The following is a 16,769-nucleotide window of genomic DNA, read 5'->3' on the forward strand; positions in this document are numbered from 1 at the left end:
TCCCAACTTAATGATTCGAATGATCAACAACAGCTTTTTTTTCATGATTTTTCTCATGCTCGCCACTGTTTTTTTCATTTGATTCAAGGGAAATTTCAGTGATAACTAATTCATCTCTCACTTCAAATGTAAATATTACATTTTCACCAACTTTAAAGTCTGCTATGTCTATGTTTTCCTCAACGATAAAATCCATCGTTGCCGCAGGTCTATCCCACTTCTCTATTGGACCTCGACTAATATTGACAGTGCGATTACCTAAGATTATTTCATTGATTAAACCTGAAACTGTTGCTGACGATACTTCTGGCTCCCCCATGATATGAATCCCCGTGACTTCATATCCGCTTTCATCAGTTTTAGATACTTCGAAGTGCAAAGATTGACCTGACTTCAATGAATCAATATCGACTATTTCAGCCACATCAAAGTCCATCGTCATTTCAGGCCAATCCCAAGCTTCAGCCGGGTCATGTGTAATATTGACCATGCGATGTCCTGTCATGACACTATTTACTTCGCCTTGCATCCAAATAGAATTCGGCATCTCATCATGGGTCATACGTTTAAAATCGGATGATTTACTTGATTCAGAATCAATTAAGAATTGAGCAGATGTAACAACAACATCATCTTCAGTTAATCCATCCAAAATCTCGATACTATTGGTATTGACTCGACCAATACTGACTTCGATAGACTTAAATTGTCCATCACCTAAAGCAAGTACTACTCGGTCTTGTTTACCTGTGCGAATAACAGCTTCTTTTGGTACGAGAATTGCGCTACCCACTTGATTTGCATGTATCGACACCTGTGCGAACATATTGGGTTTTAATTGAAAATCAGGGTTATCAAATTTCAAACGAACCCTAAGAGTGCGAGTTTTGCTGTTTAATGTTGGATAAACATAATCAACAACACCACTCCATTCCTCACCGGGCAGATAGTCCAGAGTCATAGATACTGGTAATCCTCTTTTGATTAAGGCTGTATCTCGTTCAAACACCTCAGCTTCTACCCATACTTGGTCAAGTTTGCCGATACTAAGCAAAGTATTTCCCGGCTTCACATAAAAGCCTTCTCGTATCTTTAACCCATCAACAACACCAGTTTGAGGCGAATAAAAAGTAATGGATTGTTGAACTTTTCTTGTTTGCTCTAACTCTTTAATAAAGTCTGCTGAAAGTTGTAATGCTTTAAGACGATCTTTAGCTGCTGAAATTAAAGAGCCATTATTGCGCTTTAAAGCGATTAGCAATTCTTCTTGAGCATTAACTAACTGAGGAGAATATAAGGTATATAGTGGCTGACCTTTTTCAACTGGGTTACCAGCAGCCTTGACGTATAGTTTTTCGATCCAACCATCGACCCGTGGGTGGATGTGGATTAGCTTATCCTCGTCATATTGCACATACCCTACCGTGGAGATTTCGGTGTGCAATTTTTTTTGCTCAACTGGCGCTGTACGAACACCAAGATTATTTACGACGTGAGGAGCAACTTTAACTGCACCGGGGCCGAATTCATCACTTGATGATCCACCTTCATACACGGGAATTAAGTCCATTCCCATAGGCGACTTACCGGGCTTGTCCCGGCGGTAGTTAGAATCCATCGGTGCAACCCAATACAGCGGTTTCTTCTCTGCTGATGTAATTTCATTACCATTACCGCTTGAACCTGTACCTTGATATAAACTTAATGCTCCAGCACCTAGTGCTGCACCAATGATGACGGCAATAACTGTTTTAGTATTCGTTGACATTATTTTTCTCCAAATTGCTGACTGGATAAGAGCTGATTAGTTTTGTGCGAAGTGTGCTTCGACTTATGTTCAGCATTTGAGTTAGATTGAGAATGCGCAAAGAAATAGTTGATGCGAACAACTGTTTTAAGTGCGTCAACATCTATTCTTAAGGCTGATATTCTGGCATTTAATTCTGCGATTCTTGCTCGAACAACTTCGGCAAAATCGCCATCATCATTGGTGTAAGCAGTCAATGATGCTTCAGCTTGGTCATGTGTTTGTTTGATAAGTTGTTCTCTATAGATAGATTGTCTATCTGATAAGCGTTTAAGCTGTCTTAGCTCTTTTTCTAAGGCACTGATCATTTGTTTTGTCAGTAAAAGCTTCTCTGTTTTAATAGCCTCTGCATCTGCAATAGACGCTGCTACTTGCTTATCTTGTCTATTCTCAGTGAACAACGGCAAATCAAACGTTACACCAACAGAAAATAAATCAGCTCGGCTATCACCAGAAGGCATATCATCACGATAGGCATAGCTCGCATTAACACCCCATTGCGGCTCATATTGCTGTTTGGCTAACTCAACTCCTTTTTCTGAAGCTTTGCGCTTTACATCAATTGCAAGTATGGCTGGATGATTCGCAAGTTCCTGAGCCAATATATTTCTTGAGTAGTTAGATGCTTTTAGGACTGCTGGATTCTTCAATCGAATCGAAGGCAATTCTTTTGAGACACTAAATTCTAATGGTTGCGCATCAAAGTTGAATGATTCATGCAATCGGTCCGCATCGTAAATGTGAAGCCACTCATTGAGACGAGCGATTGTCGTTTCAAGTTTCTGCTTTTGAGACGTCAATCTGTCATCTAACTGCACGATTTCCAACTGAGCACGAATAACATCTTGCTGTCTGGTTCTACCAACAACGTTTGAGTAACTAGCTTTCGCCACCTCCGCCATTTGCTCAAATAGAGACCAGTCTGCTTCAATCAATTTAATGGTTTGTTGCGCTAAGTAGGTATCTAACCAAAGCTGTGACACTTGGCTTTTCAACTTCGCTTTACGATTCTCGCGTAGCAGTGGAAATTTCGTGGACTCAATCTTTAACTGGTCTTGTTTGATCTCTAGACTGTCGCCTCTAGGAAACATTTGAGAGACGCCAACCTTTAGCTGAGTCATTCCTTCCTGATCTAAATCCCAAGTATCTGTTGGTAAATTCATTATCCCTAGCGATACTTTCGGATCAGGCAAAGTACCTGAAGCAATACTTCTATTCTCAACTGCACTTTGTTTCAATCGGCTACCATGAAGCCAAGGATCATTTTGCTGAGCTAAGGTGATAGCTTGTTCAAGCGACACTACTTTCTCAGCTTGAGCTGAGAATACAGATAAGCCGAATATTAGTGCAGTTGAAAGTGAAGTAAGGTTTAAAGCGTTCAATTTCATTAGAATTGCTCCTCGTATGTCTTAACTTTTGCATAGACTTTGCTCGTTCCATCTTTAAATAGAATTAACACGTTGTATGGCATAAAGCGGTCACCGACTTCCATACCGGGAGAGCCAACTGGCATTGCTGGAACTGAAAGCCCAATCGCATTGGGATGTTCTTCTAATAAGAACTGTTGAATAAATTTAGCGGGTACATGACCTTCAAAGGCAAATCCATTTCTGCTCACTGCCGTGTGGCAGGAGCGGTAATGAGGCTCAATACCATACTTAGTTTTGATATTGCCGATGTTTCGGAAATCTTTGGAGTGCGCAACGATCCCTTCGTCTTCAATATGAGTTATCCATTTTTTACAACACCCACAAGTAGGGGTTTTATAAACGATTAACTCCAAAGGTGTTACGTCGTGATTATCTACATGGTTATGTTCATTAGCGTTTGCAAACGCAGATGAAAGCAGCATTACAACTGCTATTTTTAAATACTTATTGATCATTTTTGCCCCCAGACTTCGCTGGAAAATATCTATAGCGCTACGACGCTGTATTGACTTACAGAAAAATTTATTACATGTGCGCGAAATTTGGGCGCACTAATCCTGTATTAGGCAAAAATCGGTGGACGATAAAGGGAAGTGGAAATTGAATGAGGTTGTTTAGGTTGCAGAGCAGCTACAGATTCACTCAATAATTGAATATCTGTCGAGTCAACACTGGAATTTAGAACTGTGGTAGATGAACAAGCATTTGCAGGGCAAACACATTCAACATCACAACAATCTTCTGATTGACCATTGCTGCTTTTATCCATTTCACCATGATTCATTCCTTCATGATGACTCATCTTGGAATGATCCATGTTCATGTGTGACTCGTGAGAACCTGATGACATTTCGCAAGACATAGCAGTATAAGCCAATGCTTGCCCAACAAAGGCAATCAGCATAGCTACAAAAACTAAGACTTTTGAAAGTGGTTTAAACATAAAGTTCTCTTAAGAAAAATACCATCACAATACTAAAATAAATTCATATCTAAGTAAATGATAAACCGTGGTTCTTGTTAAAAATTCAGCTTAATACAGGAGACTAGTGAATATAGTCGAGAAAAAATAACTAATTAATCACCAGTATGAGAGCAACAATTATGTCCTTCCTGAATTGGTGGACACTTTACTGTTCCATATGAACAATAAACACAGCAATCACCTTTCCGAGGCTTTAATAAGACCTTGCACGACTCACATTCGTAGTACCATTGACAAGCGTTGGTTGGCATCTCTTCCATTTTACTATGTCCACATTCGGGACATGTGATCATCGAGTTAAGTTCTATATTTTGCACGTTTGCTTCCTTACTGGTTTTACGATATCCAAAACCGACATAACGACCATTAAACAAATACCAAAGTAAAATAGGTATGTGCTCCAATTATATTGCCAAAAAGGATAAAGCGTTAATAGCACTGCTACAGGCCCTAGAGTGCTGAAGACAGCTCTGGTATGGCTTTTATTTTTGTGCCAGTTGTATAAGTTTACCAATAGTGCCAATGATGCAAAAATAGGTAAAAGCGTATTTACAGCTATTCCTTCGAAGTGAGAGAGAAAGCCTAGTCCTAATGCCGATGCAAGTGACCCTAATGCTGGGAAGCAGGCAGTGCAACTAAGTGCCGCTAGCCAAACGCCACCAGAGCCTACTTTGTCTAATATTTTATTTATCATTTGAAAGTCTATTGGTTGATATTACCAACACTCTAAACTCTGTACACAAGTACGGAGTCAATCATTTTAATGAATCAATTATGGGACAATGTGTTGGATCTTCGTTTTGCATACAGGTATTTGTCATATCCACAATTACTTTCTCTAAACGTTGAAGGTCATTAATTTTGTCTCGAATGATTGCTAACTTTTGTCGGCTTAATAGCTCAACTTGAGCGCAGTTGCTGTTCATAGACATTAGCGATTTTATTTCTCTTAACGTAAAGCCGAGGACTTTGGCTTTTGTGATGAACCTGAGTTGTCCTGCTATTGTTTCGTCATATTGTCTATAACCAGATATTGGTTTTTCAGGTTGTGTAATCAGCCCTTCTCGTTCATAAAAACGAATGGTTTCTACATTTAAATTTAATGATTGTGCTAATTTTCCAATGGTTTTCATTATTGCCTTTGTGAATACTAATAATCTAAAGTTATCTTTAGTTTAACTATCTAATGACTTTATAATGCCGCACGCTTCAATTGTACCGCCGGACCCGCATGTGCTTGCCATTTGCTGTAATTCAGCTTTAAGTGCCTTTAACTCTTTCATTCGTTGATTAACTAATTCGAGTTGTTGATCAATCAACGCATTTACACTAGAGCAACTCTCCTCTGGCTTGTTTTTTAATTCAATGAGTCGCTTAATATCATTAAGCGGAATATCTAAATTTCGACAATGTTTGACGAATTCCAATTGTTTCAAAGCACTATCGTTATATAACCTAAAGTTACCTTCTGATCGCTCTGGACTTGAAAGTAATCCTTCCCTCTCATAATAACGGATAGTTTGTACTGAACACCCTGAGGTTTTCGATAACTGACCTATTTTCATAAAATTCTTATTTAAGCTTGACCCTATAGTCACTATAGGTTTTATAGTTAAAGCATACAAGTTTGGCGGAGATAAAAATGAGCGGTTGTGGATGTGAGGTTGAAGTAAAAGATAACCAGCAAAAAACGGTTCTTTATTGGCTTCTGGCTATTAATGCCACGATGTTTATTTTTGAAATTGGTTTTGGTTGGTTATCAGAATCAACGGCTTTAATTGCCGATTCGTTAGATATGCTTGCTGATGCAATCGTTTATGCAATAGCACTATATGCGGTTGGAAAGTCAATCCAACACAAAGCTAATGCAGCTTTGGTCAGTGGCTACTTCCAACTGGGATTAGGAGTTTTAATACTGTTAGATATCGCTAGACGATTATTTGGTGAAAGTGAACCCCATTCATTGTTCATGATTGCAGTTGGCTTAGTGGCGTTAGTCGCAAATACTATCTGTTTGTTACTTATCCGAAAGCACAATAATGATGAGGTGCATATGAGGGCTAGTTGGATATTTTCAGCAAATGACGTTATCGCAAACCTTGGCGTGGTTGTCGCTGGTATTCTCGTTATGGTAATTGAACAACGCTGGCCTGATATCGTTATAGGTAGCACTATTTCTGTGTTAATTCTTCGAGGCGCATATCGAATATTAAGTGATGCTAAACAAGAATTAGCTGTGGCTAAAAAAATATGTGAAAAGCAAAGCGAAGATCAACAAACAATCTCTTGTTCTTCAAAGTAAGGAGACTCTTATGAATACTAAATATTTAGAAAAAACCAAGATAGTGAATTTTGAACACTCTGCTATTCAAGCCTTAATTGAAGAGCGCAATTGGCAAGAACTTGATGATTACAACAAAATTGGTGCGGCCTACCAATTCGTTAAAGATGAAATATTATTTGGCTACAATGAAAGCGATGACATTTCTGCAAGCAATGTTTTAGTGGATGGTTTCGGACAATGTAATACCAAAGGTAACTTACTGATGGCCTTGTTACGAGGGTTAGGTATTCAATGCCGATTTCACGGGTTCACCATTGATCAGCAATTACAAAAAGGTGCAATTCCAACGTATGTCTTTTGGTTAGCGCCGAAATACATTATCCACAGTTGGGTAGAGGTTTACTTTGATGGACGTTGGATCAACTTAGAAGGCTTTATCTTGGATGAGCAATATCTCACTTCGTTACAACAGAAATTTAGCGAAGAAAAAGATAACTTTTGTGGTTATGGTGTTGCGACAAAATGCTTCTCTACTCCAGATATAAATTGGCGCGGAACTGATACCTATATTCAAAAAGAAGGTATTCATGATGATTTCGGACTTTATGACTCTCCTGATAAGTTCTATCAAGAAAAAGGCACTAATTTGTCAGGCGTTAAACGTTGGATGTATCAACGAGTGATCCGTCACCTGATCAACTTCAATGTCGCCAACATAAGAAAGACGACAGAACTGGAGGTACAAAATGCACAACCATAATCACAGTCATCAACATGGACAAGACGACCGTATTGGTTGGGCGTTTTTTCTAAATGTAACATTCACAATAATAGAGTTTATAGGTGGCTGGCTTACCAACAGCACAGCTATCATGGCTGATGCGGTACATGACTTAGGTGATAGCCTGTCTATAGGTTTTGCATGGATATTAAGTCGTTTTTCAAACAAAGAAGCGTCAGATAAATATAGCTATGGCTATCGAAGACTCACTTTGTTCGGGGCATTGGTAAATTGCATAGTGTTGGTCGTTGGTTCAGTTTGGGTTTTATTTGAAGCAATTCCTAGGTTATCCAACCCCGAAATGCCTGTGGTTGAAGGGATGTTAGGACTTGCGATACTTGGTGTTGCCGTAAATGGATATGCAGTGTTCAAACTGAAAGCTGGAGAAACCTTAAATGAAAAAGTACTTACATGGCATTTGCTTGAAGACGTACTTGGCTGGGTTGCTGTGCTTATTGTATCTATTGTGCTGTTATTTGTAGATTTGCCCATTTTAGATCCGTTACTATCTATTGGCTTCACATTGTTTATCTTGTTCAATGTTTTTAAAAATCTAAAGTCAACACTTGTCTTGTTTCTTCAGGCCGCGCCAGATGAAGAAACTCAAGAAAGTATAAAACAGTCTCTGACTAACCTCCCTAAAGTTAATGGCGTACATCATCTGCATTTTTGGTCGTTAGATGGCGAAAGTCACGTATTAACTGCGCACATAGAATTAGTCGAAAAAACTGACGTTGATGAATTAATTAAACTTAAGGAACAAGTGGCTAAGAAACTTTCTGCCTATCGCTTGTCTCATACAACCATTGAATTTGAGTTTCCAAAGGAAACTTGCCGAGATGAGTAAGAAAACGATACGTTGGGCTAGTCCCAATGTTCGCTTCCTGCTATAGTTTTCGCTAATATTTTTGAAGGTGTTTATTTTGAATTTCACTGTTGCGTTAAAGATAATATTAGTTCTGTCGATTGTTTTACAATCGATAAGCTCTATTGCGTCTGCAACTTCTGAGAATCATCAATTTGATGTAGAGCACTTACAAACTCAACATGATCATAAAGATGATCGCAATATTTTAAATGATAGCACTGATGATGAACCACATGATATAAGTGACTGTCATCACTGTGGTCACTGTAGCGGAAGTCACCTATCTTGGATATTAGTCAATAATTCTAATATTGCTGCCAAATTATTCAAAACCAACCATATACCTTTTCAATTCGATCAAACAAAAGAATTCTTAGACGCTATATTGCGCCCTCCTATTCCTTAGTTTTTTAATTATCAATGACTTTTTGGGCCTGTTACACGGACAAAAAGTTGGTGTTTATTAATTTAAAAAATAAGAATTCATATGTATATAAATTTAAAAAGTGCAGGTTTGTGCCTGTTTATCATTGCTCCTGTTTTATTGGGCTATGAACTAAAAGCAACCCCATTACCGTCAAATACGGAAACCATTTCTTCAGAATTGGGCAATGAGCCTCATAACCACAATAAGGATAAAGGAGAGCATGATGAACACAGTCATGAAAGCGCGGAAAAAGACGAAGAGCACGAAGAGCACGGAGAGGGTATAACCCTTAGCCCACAGAAAATGTCACTTGCTAACATTAAAGTGGAAAGTATCGTCCCTGAATACAAAAATAGTGCGGTATACGCCCCCGGAGAAATCAAGGCAAATGGTTATACCAGCTATGTAGTTTCACCCCGCACAGAGTCCGTCATAATTAGCCGTCATGCCGCTCTTGGAGAACATGTAGAGATAGGTCAAAAATTAGTTACCTTATTTAGTGAAGCTATGGCGCAAGCACAAGCTGACTACTTAATTGCATCAACTGAATGGTTAAGAGTGAAAAAGTTAGGCAACAAAACTGTGAGTGAGAGCCGCCTCCTACAAGCTGAAGTCACATATAATGCAAGTTATGGACAGCTCATCGCTTTAGGGTTAACGGATAAAGCGATAAATGATATTTCTAGCAAAGACATTAAAGCATTTGGACAATATACGTTAACGGCCCAGCGAGAAGGTGTTGTGCTTCAAGACGATTTTATTCAAGGGCAACGTGTTGATGCCGGAGATACTGTCATGTTACTTGCCGATGAAAAGCAATTATGGGTTGAGGCAAAAGTTTCACCGAATAAAAAACTTAGTCTATCAATTAACACACCTGCAACAGTCAAATTGGAAGGTCAAAGTTACAAGGCCAAAGTAATCCAAGAAGCACATACAATCGACCCACAAACCCGTACTCGTATCATTAGGTTGGCTGTAGAAAATACCGAAGATAAACTCCATTCAGGTATGTTCGTCAAAGTCTATTTCCAGTTCGCCACAAAACAGCAAGTGATGGCTGTACCAGAAAACTCACTGGTTCGCAGTGCCGATGGTGATTGGACAGTATTTGTTGAAGACCACCCCGGAGAGTTTAAAACTGTAGAAGTTGAACTAGGCAGAGCGTTAGGTGAATTCAGAGAAATATTTGGTATTGAAAGTGGAACACGAATTGTTACCAAAGGTGCATTTTTTGTAGCATCTGAAATCGCTAAAGGCGGATTTGATCCGCACAACCACTAAGGAGCAAGTCTATGTTTAATAAAATATTAGATTGGTCTATCAATAATAGGCTCCTTATATTAATTACACTATTTGCCACAATAGTTGGTGCAATAATGGTGATCCCCAAATTAAATCTGGATGCATTCCCAGACGTAACTAACGTTCAAGTCGCAGTAAATACAGAAGCACCGGGACTGGCTTCCGAAGAAGTTGAACAGCTAATTACTTACCCTATTGAAGCCGTTATGTATGCTCTACCTGATGTTCAACAAGTCCGTTCAATATCAAAAACAGGGTTATCTGGCGTAACCGTAGTGTTTAAAGAAGGCACAGACATCTACTTTGCAAGACAATTAGTATTTGAGCGGCTTCAAGCCGCGAAGGAGCTAATACCAGAAGGTGTCGGAACACCTGAAATGGGACCAAATACTTCAGGTTTAGGTCAAGTATTTCAATACTTACTTATTTCAGATAAAGATACTGACTATGATGCTATGGCGCTCAGAAGCCTGAATGATTGGATAGTCAAGTTACTTGTTATGCCCGTCGATGGAGTCACCGATGTGCTCTCCTTTGGTGGAAATGTTAGGCAATACCAAGTTAACGTTGATCCGTCAAAACTTTTAGCTTATGACTTAACCCAAGAAGATGTTACTGGTGCGCTAGATAATAACAATGCCAATGTTGGCGGTTGGTACATGAACCGTGGACAAGAGCAGCTTGTCATTAGAGGCACGGGCTGGTTTGAAAGTGGTGATGCTGGCATCAGTAACATCAAACAAGTGCCCGTTAAAACAGTAGATGGTACGGTTGTTACGGTTTCAGATATTGCTAAAGTTGAAATGGGCAATGAAATTCGCCAAGGCGCTGTCACTATGACCCGCAAAACCGCAGATGGTAATGTTGAGAATTTAGGTGAGGTCGTATCAGGCATAGTACTAAAGCGCATGGGGTCAAACACTAAAGCAACGATTGATGGTATCAATGCAAGAATTCCATTGATCAATCAAGCATTGCCTAAAGGTGTTAGATTCGAACCTTTTTACGACCAAGCCGATTTGATAGAAAAAGCCGTTTCTACCGTGGTCGAAGCCCTATCTTTGGCTTTTATCTTTATCAGTATTGTTCTCGCTCTATTTTTGATGAATTTAAGGGCGACTTTCTTAGTCCTCATTTCCATTCCTATTTCAATCGGTATTGCTCTGATGATAATGGCGTGGTGGGGTATTTCCGCTAACTTAATGTCCCTTGGTGGTATTGCGGTCGCTATTGGTATGCTTGTAGATGGCTCAGTAGTTATGGTTGAAAACATGTTCAAACATTTAAATAAACCTGATCCAACCCATTCAGACCCTCATGATGTAGAACACGATGAACACGGCATTAAACTGCGCCTCAAACAAGCGGGTAAAGAAGTTGCACGCCCTGTATTTTTTGCAGCCTCTATTATTTTAGTTGTCTTTACCCCCTTATTCAGTTTTGAAGGTGTCGAAGCTAAGTTATTTCAGCCAATGGCAATAAGCATCATTTTAGCAGTTGTGTCCGCTATTGTAGTCGCTTTGTTTATTGTACCAGCATTAGCAACTTATTTATTTAAGTCAGGTATTAAGGAAAAAGAAAGCTTTGTCCTAAAACCTTTAGATAAGCTCTACAGAAAAGGGTTGGCTTTCGCGCTAAAACGCACAAAGTTTATAATTGCGGCTTCGGTTATTTTGGTTACGTCTGCATTTGCATTAATCCCTTCTATTGGCACTGAGTTTGTACCAGAGTTAGAAGAAGGCACGATTAACCTAAGGGTAACGTTGGCACCTTCTTCAAGTTTGGATACAGCACTAACCGTTGCGCCGATTTTAGAACAAAAATTAATGGCATTTCCCGAAGTGACTTATGCCCTTAGCAGAATTGGGCGAGCAGAAATTGGTGGTGACCCTGAGCCTGTAAATAATATCGAAATCTACATCGGGCTAAAACCAGTATCTGAATGGACGAGTGCTAATAACAGATACGAACTTCAAGGTAAGATGGAAAGGTCACTGGAAGAGTTTCCGGGGCTACTACTTAACTTTTCTCAGCCAATTGCCACTCGTGTTGATGAACTCTTGTCCGGCGTTAAAGCGCAACTGGCGATTAAGTTATTTGGGCCAGATCTAGATGTGTTAGCAACTAAAGGACAAGAAATAGAAACGGCAATTAAAGCCATTGAAGGAGCAAGAGACGTTGCTTTAGAGCAAATCGCTGGAGAAGCACAATTGGTCATAGCCCCTAATAGGCAAGAGCTATCACGCTTTGGGTTGTCTGTAAGTAATGTGATGGAAGTTGTACGAGATGGCATCGGAGGCGCTGAAGCTGGGCAAATCATCAATGGCAACGAGCGTTATGATATTTATGTACGCATCCAAGAGGAATACAGAAGAAACAAAGAAGCTATTGCTGATATTCGAATCCAATCTCCGACAGGGGCATGGGTAAGACTAGGTGATGTAGCGTCAGTATTGTATGAGTCAGGTCCTCCTCAAGTAAGGCGAGATGATGTTCAGCGCAGAGTCGTAATCCAAGCCAATGTTCAAGGACGCGACATGGGGAGCGTAGTTGACGATATAAGAACCGTGATTGCTAAAGAAATAGATTTACCTTCTGGTTATTCTGTTGCAATCGGTGGTCAGTTTGAAAGTCAACAACGTGCTCAGAACAGATTAGCTATCGTAGTTCCTTTATCGTTATCGTTAATCGCACTGTTACTATACTTTGCTTTTGGATCTGTTGGTCAAGCAATGCTGATATTGGTCAACGTACCTCTTGCTGTAATTGGCGGTGTTTTCTCCTTATATTTATCTGAACAATACTTATCCGTGCCAAGCTCCGTTGGCTTCATTACACTATTTGGCGTTGCTGTATTGAACGGTGTGGTTATGGTTGAAAGTATTAACCAACGAATCAAAGATGGGCTTGACGCATCCAGAGCCGTTTTTGAAGGTGCGACCTCAAGATTAAGACCAGTATTAATGACCGCAATTACTTCGGCCTTGGGCTTAATCCCAATGTTGATGTCTAATGGAGTAGGTGCAGAAATCCAGCGCCCGCTAGCGAGTGTTATTGTTGGAGGACTGGTAACAGCTACTTTACTCACATTATTTGTGTTACCCGTTCTTTATAGGTGGTTTTCTAAGAAAAAAATAGAAGAACTAACTAGATAGAGCATTTATACAGAACTAATATCCCACACTTAAGTGACCTTTTGTGTGGGATTAGTCACGTACAAATATGCTAAAACAAAGATCAGATTTAACAATAGTACTAAGATTCATGATTGCTTGGTCTGTTCAGTTGTCGTTAGATGAGCCAAGTATTATCTTATCACTACTGTCTTAATCTCTGCATATCTCAAGGTCTGCTTTTGGCACATATGCGACTGTCAGAACTAATTGAATCCTATTGATTAAACCTGACAGATCAAGTTAAGACTTATTCACTTAATTAATGACTTGTTATTTTGCTTTCTCAACACTGAGAAACGCTTCTCCAACTTCTTCCACATAATTATCAATTACCTTCATAAATAACAAAGAGTCTTTGTAATCCAACTTAGTTGATTCGTCCTCAATATATGCAGTGAGAAATATCGAAATAATTTGAGCAAGACTAATTGCTGTATAATGAGCTGGCTCAGTAAGACCAGAATTCGATTGTCCAACAAGAAGCATGTCACTTTTGGCTTCTCGCATCGCATACAAACACTTCATTTCAAAATAATCAGAATGAACATTTCGACTAGCCAGCTTATAATTATGAGACCATTTATCAAGCCCCACATGCTCTCTTAGTTTTTCTATCTTAGACACTTCAGTATATTTTCTGGCCCAATGCCAAGCATCATTGCCTTCTGTTATTTCTTGCTTTTGACTATTTGCAAAATCAATTTCTGCTTTTGAAAAAGTTTCCACTGCCATTTCACTTGCAGTTCTTTTGTGCTCATTTATTCCCTCAGCATTTTTAACAACCCCGTATTTTATATAGTCTTTGGCTGCATTTCGACCATACATTTTTATTACTAAACAAGTGACAACCATCTAATAACTGATCAACAGTAATTTGATCTTGTTGCCACGATAGTCTTAATGATTCTTCAAGACGATTTCTAATTTGTTCAAGTTCAACATCGCCAAGATTTTTATCTGAAGCTATTAACATCATTAAGTAAGCTCTAACTTCAGATATTCCGGGTTTTGGTACGTGTACGGGAATTTGAATTAACTTGTCTAGATAGTCAGTTTGATGACGAAGTGAAGCACCTTTGTGATAATGTGGAACAGCCAACCGGATCATATCTTCGTCCGCAGCAATTATGAAAGCTGTGTTTGGCATGAATAAAAACAACCTAATCGCTTCAAGTGTTGATATAGCATTTATTGGTGTGCATCTATCAAGGTTATCAACATATACAATTAGTGGCTTATTGAAACTGTCCAATAGTGATGAATAAGCTTCTCTAAATTTTCGAATTTCAGTAGGAGGAGATAATTTTTTCTTAGACTTTATGACCCCACTTCCTTTTTTAACAGCTTTGTTAACTCCGTCAGCCGCTTTTTTAACATCATCTAAACCAATATCATCTTCTTCATTGGTTTCTTGTTCAGCATCTTCTTCGTCACTAAACCAGCCCATAATCTTTTGGCCTAATCCAAACGAGTTTATACCAGAGAGAGCTGCACTACCGTCAGCTAACAATCCTAGCAATCTTATCTTATCTACACGCTTTGAAAATTCTTGGGCCTTCTCCATAAGCCCCTTTTTATCCTCACAACACTCAGCTTGTTTAATTAACTCAGCAGCAATAGTTTCAAGAAGTGCCGCTTTAGCATCGTCAAATCCTTCAAACATCCATGCATCAAAATGAATTTGTATGTACTTATCCTTGTTACCTTGTTCTACTGACTTTTTAGTAAGTTCTAGTATTGTGGATTTGCCAGCCCCCCAGTTGCCGAAAATACCTATACTCATAGGCATTAATTCTTTTTCTGTAATAAGATCTTTAATTGACTCGGCAGTTTCGTTGAAATTAAGAAAATCGATTGACGATTCTTTATCTGACCACATTTTATTCCCTGTCTTTGTTATAATTAATCTGAAGTAAATTAACGTAATCTATTAAATTTACATATGATTTTCTATAGTTCTACTTCATTTTGCATTTAGTCAAAAATAGCTATTGTTTGATGGCTTTTTGCTAAGACCTGACCAGAAGTGTTATACACCAATGCATCTTTTGAGTCATCACTTCCAGAAAATGGTTCTTTTCCATTTGTAAGAGCAAACTCAAAATGTTGAAGAAAGTTAGGTGCCATTATTAATTTACTCTGATCAAGCGTTGCTTCGGTAATTATTTCCATACTATGAGATTGAATATTATTCAGCTCTACAGAACTTGCTCTTTTTATACCGAAGCTTGATTGTTGCAACACCGCTACTTGTCCATTTTGCATAGCTTTGGCGAGAACTTGTACTACATTATTTCCTTCTCGCAAGATAGAGACATCGATTTCAAATGAAGTATCTGCAAGTAAAGGTCCAATAAAACTGGTATATGCGGAGTGTAATTCTTTTTCCGCAGATACAACTTGTTCGGAGGCTGCCAATAATAGCCCAGCGGAAAGCCCACCAAAAACAGTTCGACCTTGTGTCCACTTCTCCGATATTTCAATTTTTTCAGACTTGTGGTTTGAAGCCACTTGTTCTTTACTTTTTTCGACTAATTCGTCAAATGTCATGGATTGATTTTTCCTTTATGCCGTTAATTTAGCTGATTGATTTCAAGAATAAAAAGCGGGATATGACGTATCTCGTAAAAAGCTGATGCAAATACTATAAAGCCCATTACAGTTGAGTTGGTTTTAAACATGTAGCATTTTACTTTTTTAAAGATGGCCACAAGGTCACTTGACCTACTAATAGTTCATTCAACCTGTAACTTACAAGGGAAATTTTTGTCTCTAAAGCATATTCATCTTTCAATGATTATTATCCAATTAACCTTCTGGTTAATTCAGACAACTATCTAAGACTACAAATAATGTTTAGTCCTAAGTTGGATTATTCGTGATGGCAAGTATTGTCCTGCTTTCATAATAACTAGCTCTTCTGCTGTTATTGCAAAAAAGCTCAGTTCTTTATCAATAATGTAGCAAGTCCCATTTATTGTATTTATTTCTAATTTGTCATCAACTTCTAGTACCTCTACTATTTTGGAGGTAGTAACTTGCTCAAAAGGACGATACCTGAATGATTCATCCTCTTTGATTACCCCAAACAGAACTTCTCCAAGATATTCGTTTTTAGTCTCGCTACAATCAATAACCGTTACTATTGATGCTTCTTCTAGATAAATTCTGAACATAGTTTTCAAAAACCTAAACAGTATTTGTAACTAAATCAGCATCCCTATAAGGTCTCAATGCTAGACTAAATAACGATTCATACATGGGGTATGGTGATTTTCGAGCATCCTTGTGAGTTAGCAGACTTTCTTTGAGCGCGTATGTAAACTCACAATAATTAACATGATCTATTACGGGCGAATCATCGAGTCGCTTGGCTAGCAGTGTTAGTCTTTGCTTCCCAAATTTTAAAATGAATGTCTGATCTTCACTAAGATTTCTAACACGAATATCTACTATAGGTGCCGAGTCATCTAACTCTTCACACACTTTGTTGCTTAAAGGGAAACCATATACAAGATATTTCTTGTTCTTAATATTAAATGCATGTGGATGATTTTCTTTTTTAAACATTGGTTGGCTGTTCAATACAGAGTGCGTACTCAAGAACCAAAGCTTCAGCATTTCAACCTTTTTAGCTTCATCTAACAACCCTTCTTCATTTGGTGTTGAATACAATAATGCTTTCTTAAAGTTTTTGTTTGCCGCG

19 protein-coding genes are annotated in these 16,769 nt (G+C 38.6%); 6 read left to right on the top strand and 13 right to left on the bottom strand.

Features of this window, described 5'->3' with window-relative positions:
* Positions 1-7: 7 nt before the first annotated feature.
* The 8 genes from L1068_RS14590 to cadR form a co-directional block, all read right to left on the bottom strand.
* Entirely contained in the window at positions 8-1,768 is a 1,761-nt protein-coding gene (locus L1068_RS14590) for an efflux RND transporter periplasmic adaptor subunit (RefSeq protein WP_237130848.1), read from the bottom strand.
* Entirely contained in the window at positions 1,768-3,195 is a 1,428-nt protein-coding gene (locus L1068_RS14595) for a TolC family protein (RefSeq protein WP_237130849.1), read from the bottom strand. The genes L1068_RS14590 and L1068_RS14595 overlap by 1 nt, the downstream gene beginning before the upstream one ends.
* Positions 3,195-3,692: a DUF411 domain-containing protein gene (locus tag L1068_RS14600; RefSeq protein ID WP_237130850.1), complete on the bottom strand. Its 498-nt coding sequence runs from the start codon at positions 3,690-3,692 to the stop codon at positions 3,195-3,197. The genes L1068_RS14595 and L1068_RS14600 overlap by 1 nt, the downstream gene beginning before the upstream one ends.
* A gap of 107 nt (positions 3,693-3,799) precedes the next feature.
* A complete protein-coding gene (locus L1068_RS14605) occupies positions 3,800-4,180 on the bottom strand; it encodes a hypothetical protein (RefSeq protein ID WP_237130851.1) in 381 nt (126 codons plus the stop codon).
* A 134-nt stretch (positions 4,181-4,314) separates the two neighbouring features.
* A complete protein-coding gene (locus L1068_RS14610; RefSeq protein WP_237130852.1) occupies positions 4,315-4,539 on the bottom strand; it encodes a GDCCVxC domain-containing (seleno)protein in 225 nt (74 codons plus the stop codon).
* Positions 4,527-4,916 carry an organomercurial transporter MerC gene (merC, locus tag L1068_RS14615; protein ID WP_237130853.1) on the bottom strand — a complete coding sequence of 130 codons (390 nt, stop codon included), beginning with the start codon at positions 4,914-4,916 and terminating at the stop codon, positions 4,527-4,529. The genes L1068_RS14610 and merC overlap by 13 nt, the downstream gene beginning before the upstream one ends.
* Before the next feature lie 61 nt (positions 4,917-4,977).
* Positions 4,978-5,355, bottom strand: coding sequence for a MerR family transcriptional regulator (locus tag L1068_RS14620; RefSeq protein WP_237130854.1), 378 nt, complete (start codon positions 5,353-5,355; stop codon positions 4,978-4,980).
* A gap of 42 nt (positions 5,356-5,397) precedes the next feature.
* The gene (gene cadR / locus L1068_RS14625) at positions 5,398-5,787 is read right to left on the bottom strand and encodes a Cd(II)/Pb(II)-responsive transcriptional regulator (protein ID WP_237130855.1); all 390 of its coding nucleotides are present in this window, start codon (positions 5,785-5,787) and stop codon (positions 5,398-5,400) included.
* Positions 5,788-5,864: 77 nt separating this feature from the next.
* Between cadR and L1068_RS14630 the strand changes: the two genes are divergently transcribed.
* From L1068_RS14630 to L1068_RS14655, 6 genes are all read left to right on the top strand, one after another.
* Positions 5,865-6,524, top strand: coding sequence for a cation diffusion facilitator family transporter (locus tag L1068_RS14630; protein ID WP_237130856.1), 660 nt, complete (start codon positions 5,865-5,867; stop codon positions 6,522-6,524).
* 10 nt (positions 6,525-6,534) lie between these two features.
* Positions 6,535-7,266, top strand: a complete 732-nt coding sequence (locus tag L1068_RS14635) for a transglutaminase family protein (RefSeq protein WP_237130857.1) — start codon at positions 6,535-6,537, stop codon at positions 7,264-7,266.
* The gene (locus L1068_RS14640; RefSeq protein WP_237130858.1) at positions 7,253-8,134 is read left to right on the top strand and encodes a cation diffusion facilitator family transporter; all 882 of its coding nucleotides are present in this window, start codon (positions 7,253-7,255) and stop codon (positions 8,132-8,134) included. The genes L1068_RS14635 and L1068_RS14640 overlap by 14 nt, the downstream gene beginning before the upstream one ends.
* A 76-nt stretch (positions 8,135-8,210) precedes the next feature.
* Positions 8,211-8,561, top strand: a complete 351-nt coding sequence (locus L1068_RS14645; RefSeq protein WP_237130859.1) for a hypothetical protein — start codon at positions 8,211-8,213, stop codon at positions 8,559-8,561.
* 114 nt (positions 8,562-8,675) lie between these two features.
* A complete protein-coding gene (locus L1068_RS14650) occupies positions 8,676-9,866 on the top strand; it encodes an efflux RND transporter periplasmic adaptor subunit (RefSeq protein WP_343221938.1) in 1,191 nt (396 codons plus the stop codon).
* 11 nt (positions 9,867-9,877) lie between these two features.
* Complete coding sequence (locus L1068_RS14655) at positions 9,878-13,042, top strand: CusA/CzcA family heavy metal efflux RND transporter (RefSeq protein WP_237130861.1); 3,165 nt, start codon at positions 9,878-9,880, stop codon at positions 13,040-13,042.
* A 291-nt stretch (positions 13,043-13,333) separates the two neighbouring features.
* On the opposite strand, the gene L1068_RS14660 is transcribed toward L1068_RS14655, so the two are convergent.
* The 5 genes from L1068_RS14660 to L1068_RS14680 all read right to left on the bottom strand — a co-directional run.
* Entirely contained in the window at positions 13,334-13,888 is a 555-nt protein-coding gene (locus L1068_RS14660; RefSeq protein ID WP_237130862.1) for a DUF5677 domain-containing protein, read from the bottom strand.
* Positions 13,839-14,942 carry a P-loop NTPase fold protein gene (locus L1068_RS14665; RefSeq protein ID WP_237130863.1) on the bottom strand — a complete coding sequence of 368 codons (1,104 nt, stop codon included), beginning with the start codon at positions 14,940-14,942 and terminating at the stop codon, positions 13,839-13,841. Before L1068_RS14665 ends, L1068_RS14660 begins: the two co-directional genes overlap by 50 nt.
* A 95-nt stretch (positions 14,943-15,037) precedes the next feature.
* The gene (locus L1068_RS14670; protein ID WP_237130864.1) at positions 15,038-15,613 is read right to left on the bottom strand and encodes an acyl-CoA thioesterase domain-containing protein; all 576 of its coding nucleotides are present in this window, start codon (positions 15,611-15,613) and stop codon (positions 15,038-15,040) included.
* A gap of 293 nt (positions 15,614-15,906) precedes the next feature.
* A complete protein-coding gene (locus tag L1068_RS14675) occupies positions 15,907-16,239 on the bottom strand; it encodes a hypothetical protein (protein WP_237130865.1) in 333 nt (110 codons plus the stop codon).
* Positions 16,240-16,252: 13 nt separating this feature from the next.
* Positions 16,253-16,769 (bottom strand): hypothetical protein (locus L1068_RS14680; RefSeq protein WP_237130866.1); only part of this gene is annotated, 517 nt, incomplete at its 5' end.

The organism is Pseudoalteromonas sp. MMG024 (assembly GCF_021654175.1).
Classification (GTDB): Bacteria; Pseudomonadota; Gammaproteobacteria; order Enterobacterales; family Alteromonadaceae; genus Pseudoalteromonas.

What these genes read in the sequence shown, in the direction of transcription:
- L1068_RS14590 (WP_237130848.1), bottom strand. Translation starts at nt 1,768, where the DNA reads ATGTCAACGAATACTAAAACAGTTATTGCCGTCATCATTGGTGCAGCA.
- L1068_RS14595 (WP_237130849.1), bottom strand. Translation starts at nt 3,195, where the DNA reads ATGAAATTGAACGCTTTAAACCTTACTTCACTTTCAACTGCACTAATA.
- L1068_RS14600 (WP_237130850.1), bottom strand. Translation starts at nt 3,692, where the DNA reads ATGATCAATAAGTATTTAAAAATAGCAGTTGTAATGCTGCTTTCATCT.
- L1068_RS14605 (WP_237130851.1), bottom strand. Translation starts at nt 4,180, where the DNA reads ATGTTTAAACCACTTTCAAAAGTCTTAGTTTTTGTAGCTATGCTGATT.
- merC (WP_237130853.1), bottom strand. Translation starts at nt 4,916, where the DNA reads ATGATAAATAAAATATTAGACAAAGTAGGCTCTGGTGGCGTTTGGCTA.
- L1068_RS14620 (WP_237130854.1), bottom strand. Translation starts at nt 5,355, where the DNA reads ATGAAAACCATTGGAAAATTAGCACAATCATTAAATTTAAATGTAGAA.
- cadR (WP_237130855.1), bottom strand. Translation starts at nt 5,787, where the DNA reads ATGAAAATAGGTCAGTTATCGAAAACCTCAGGGTGTTCAGTACAAACT.
- L1068_RS14630 (WP_237130856.1), top strand. Translation starts at nt 5,865, where the DNA reads ATGAGCGGTTGTGGATGTGAGGTTGAAGTAAAAGATAACCAGCAAAAA.
- L1068_RS14635 (WP_237130857.1), top strand. Translation starts at nt 6,535, where the DNA reads ATGAATACTAAATATTTAGAAAAAACCAAGATAGTGAATTTTGAACAC.
- L1068_RS14640 (WP_237130858.1), top strand. Translation starts at nt 7,253, where the DNA reads ATGCACAACCATAATCACAGTCATCAACATGGACAAGACGACCGTATT.
- L1068_RS14655 (WP_237130861.1), top strand. Translation starts at nt 9,878, where the DNA reads ATGTTTAATAAAATATTAGATTGGTCTATCAATAATAGGCTCCTTATA.
- L1068_RS14660 (WP_237130862.1), bottom strand. Translation starts at nt 13,888, where the DNA reads ATGTATGGTCGAAATGCAGCCAAAGACTATATAAAATACGGGGTTGTT.
- L1068_RS14665 (WP_237130863.1), bottom strand. Translation starts at nt 14,942, where the DNA reads ATGTGGTCAGATAAAGAATCGTCAATCGATTTTCTTAATTTCAACGAA.
- L1068_RS14670 (WP_237130864.1), bottom strand. Translation starts at nt 15,613, where the DNA reads ATGACATTTGACGAATTAGTCGAAAAAAGTAAAGAACAAGTGGCTTCA.
- L1068_RS14675 (WP_237130865.1), bottom strand. Translation starts at nt 16,239, where the DNA reads ATGTTCAGAATTTATCTAGAAGAAGCATCAATAGTAACGGTTATTGAT.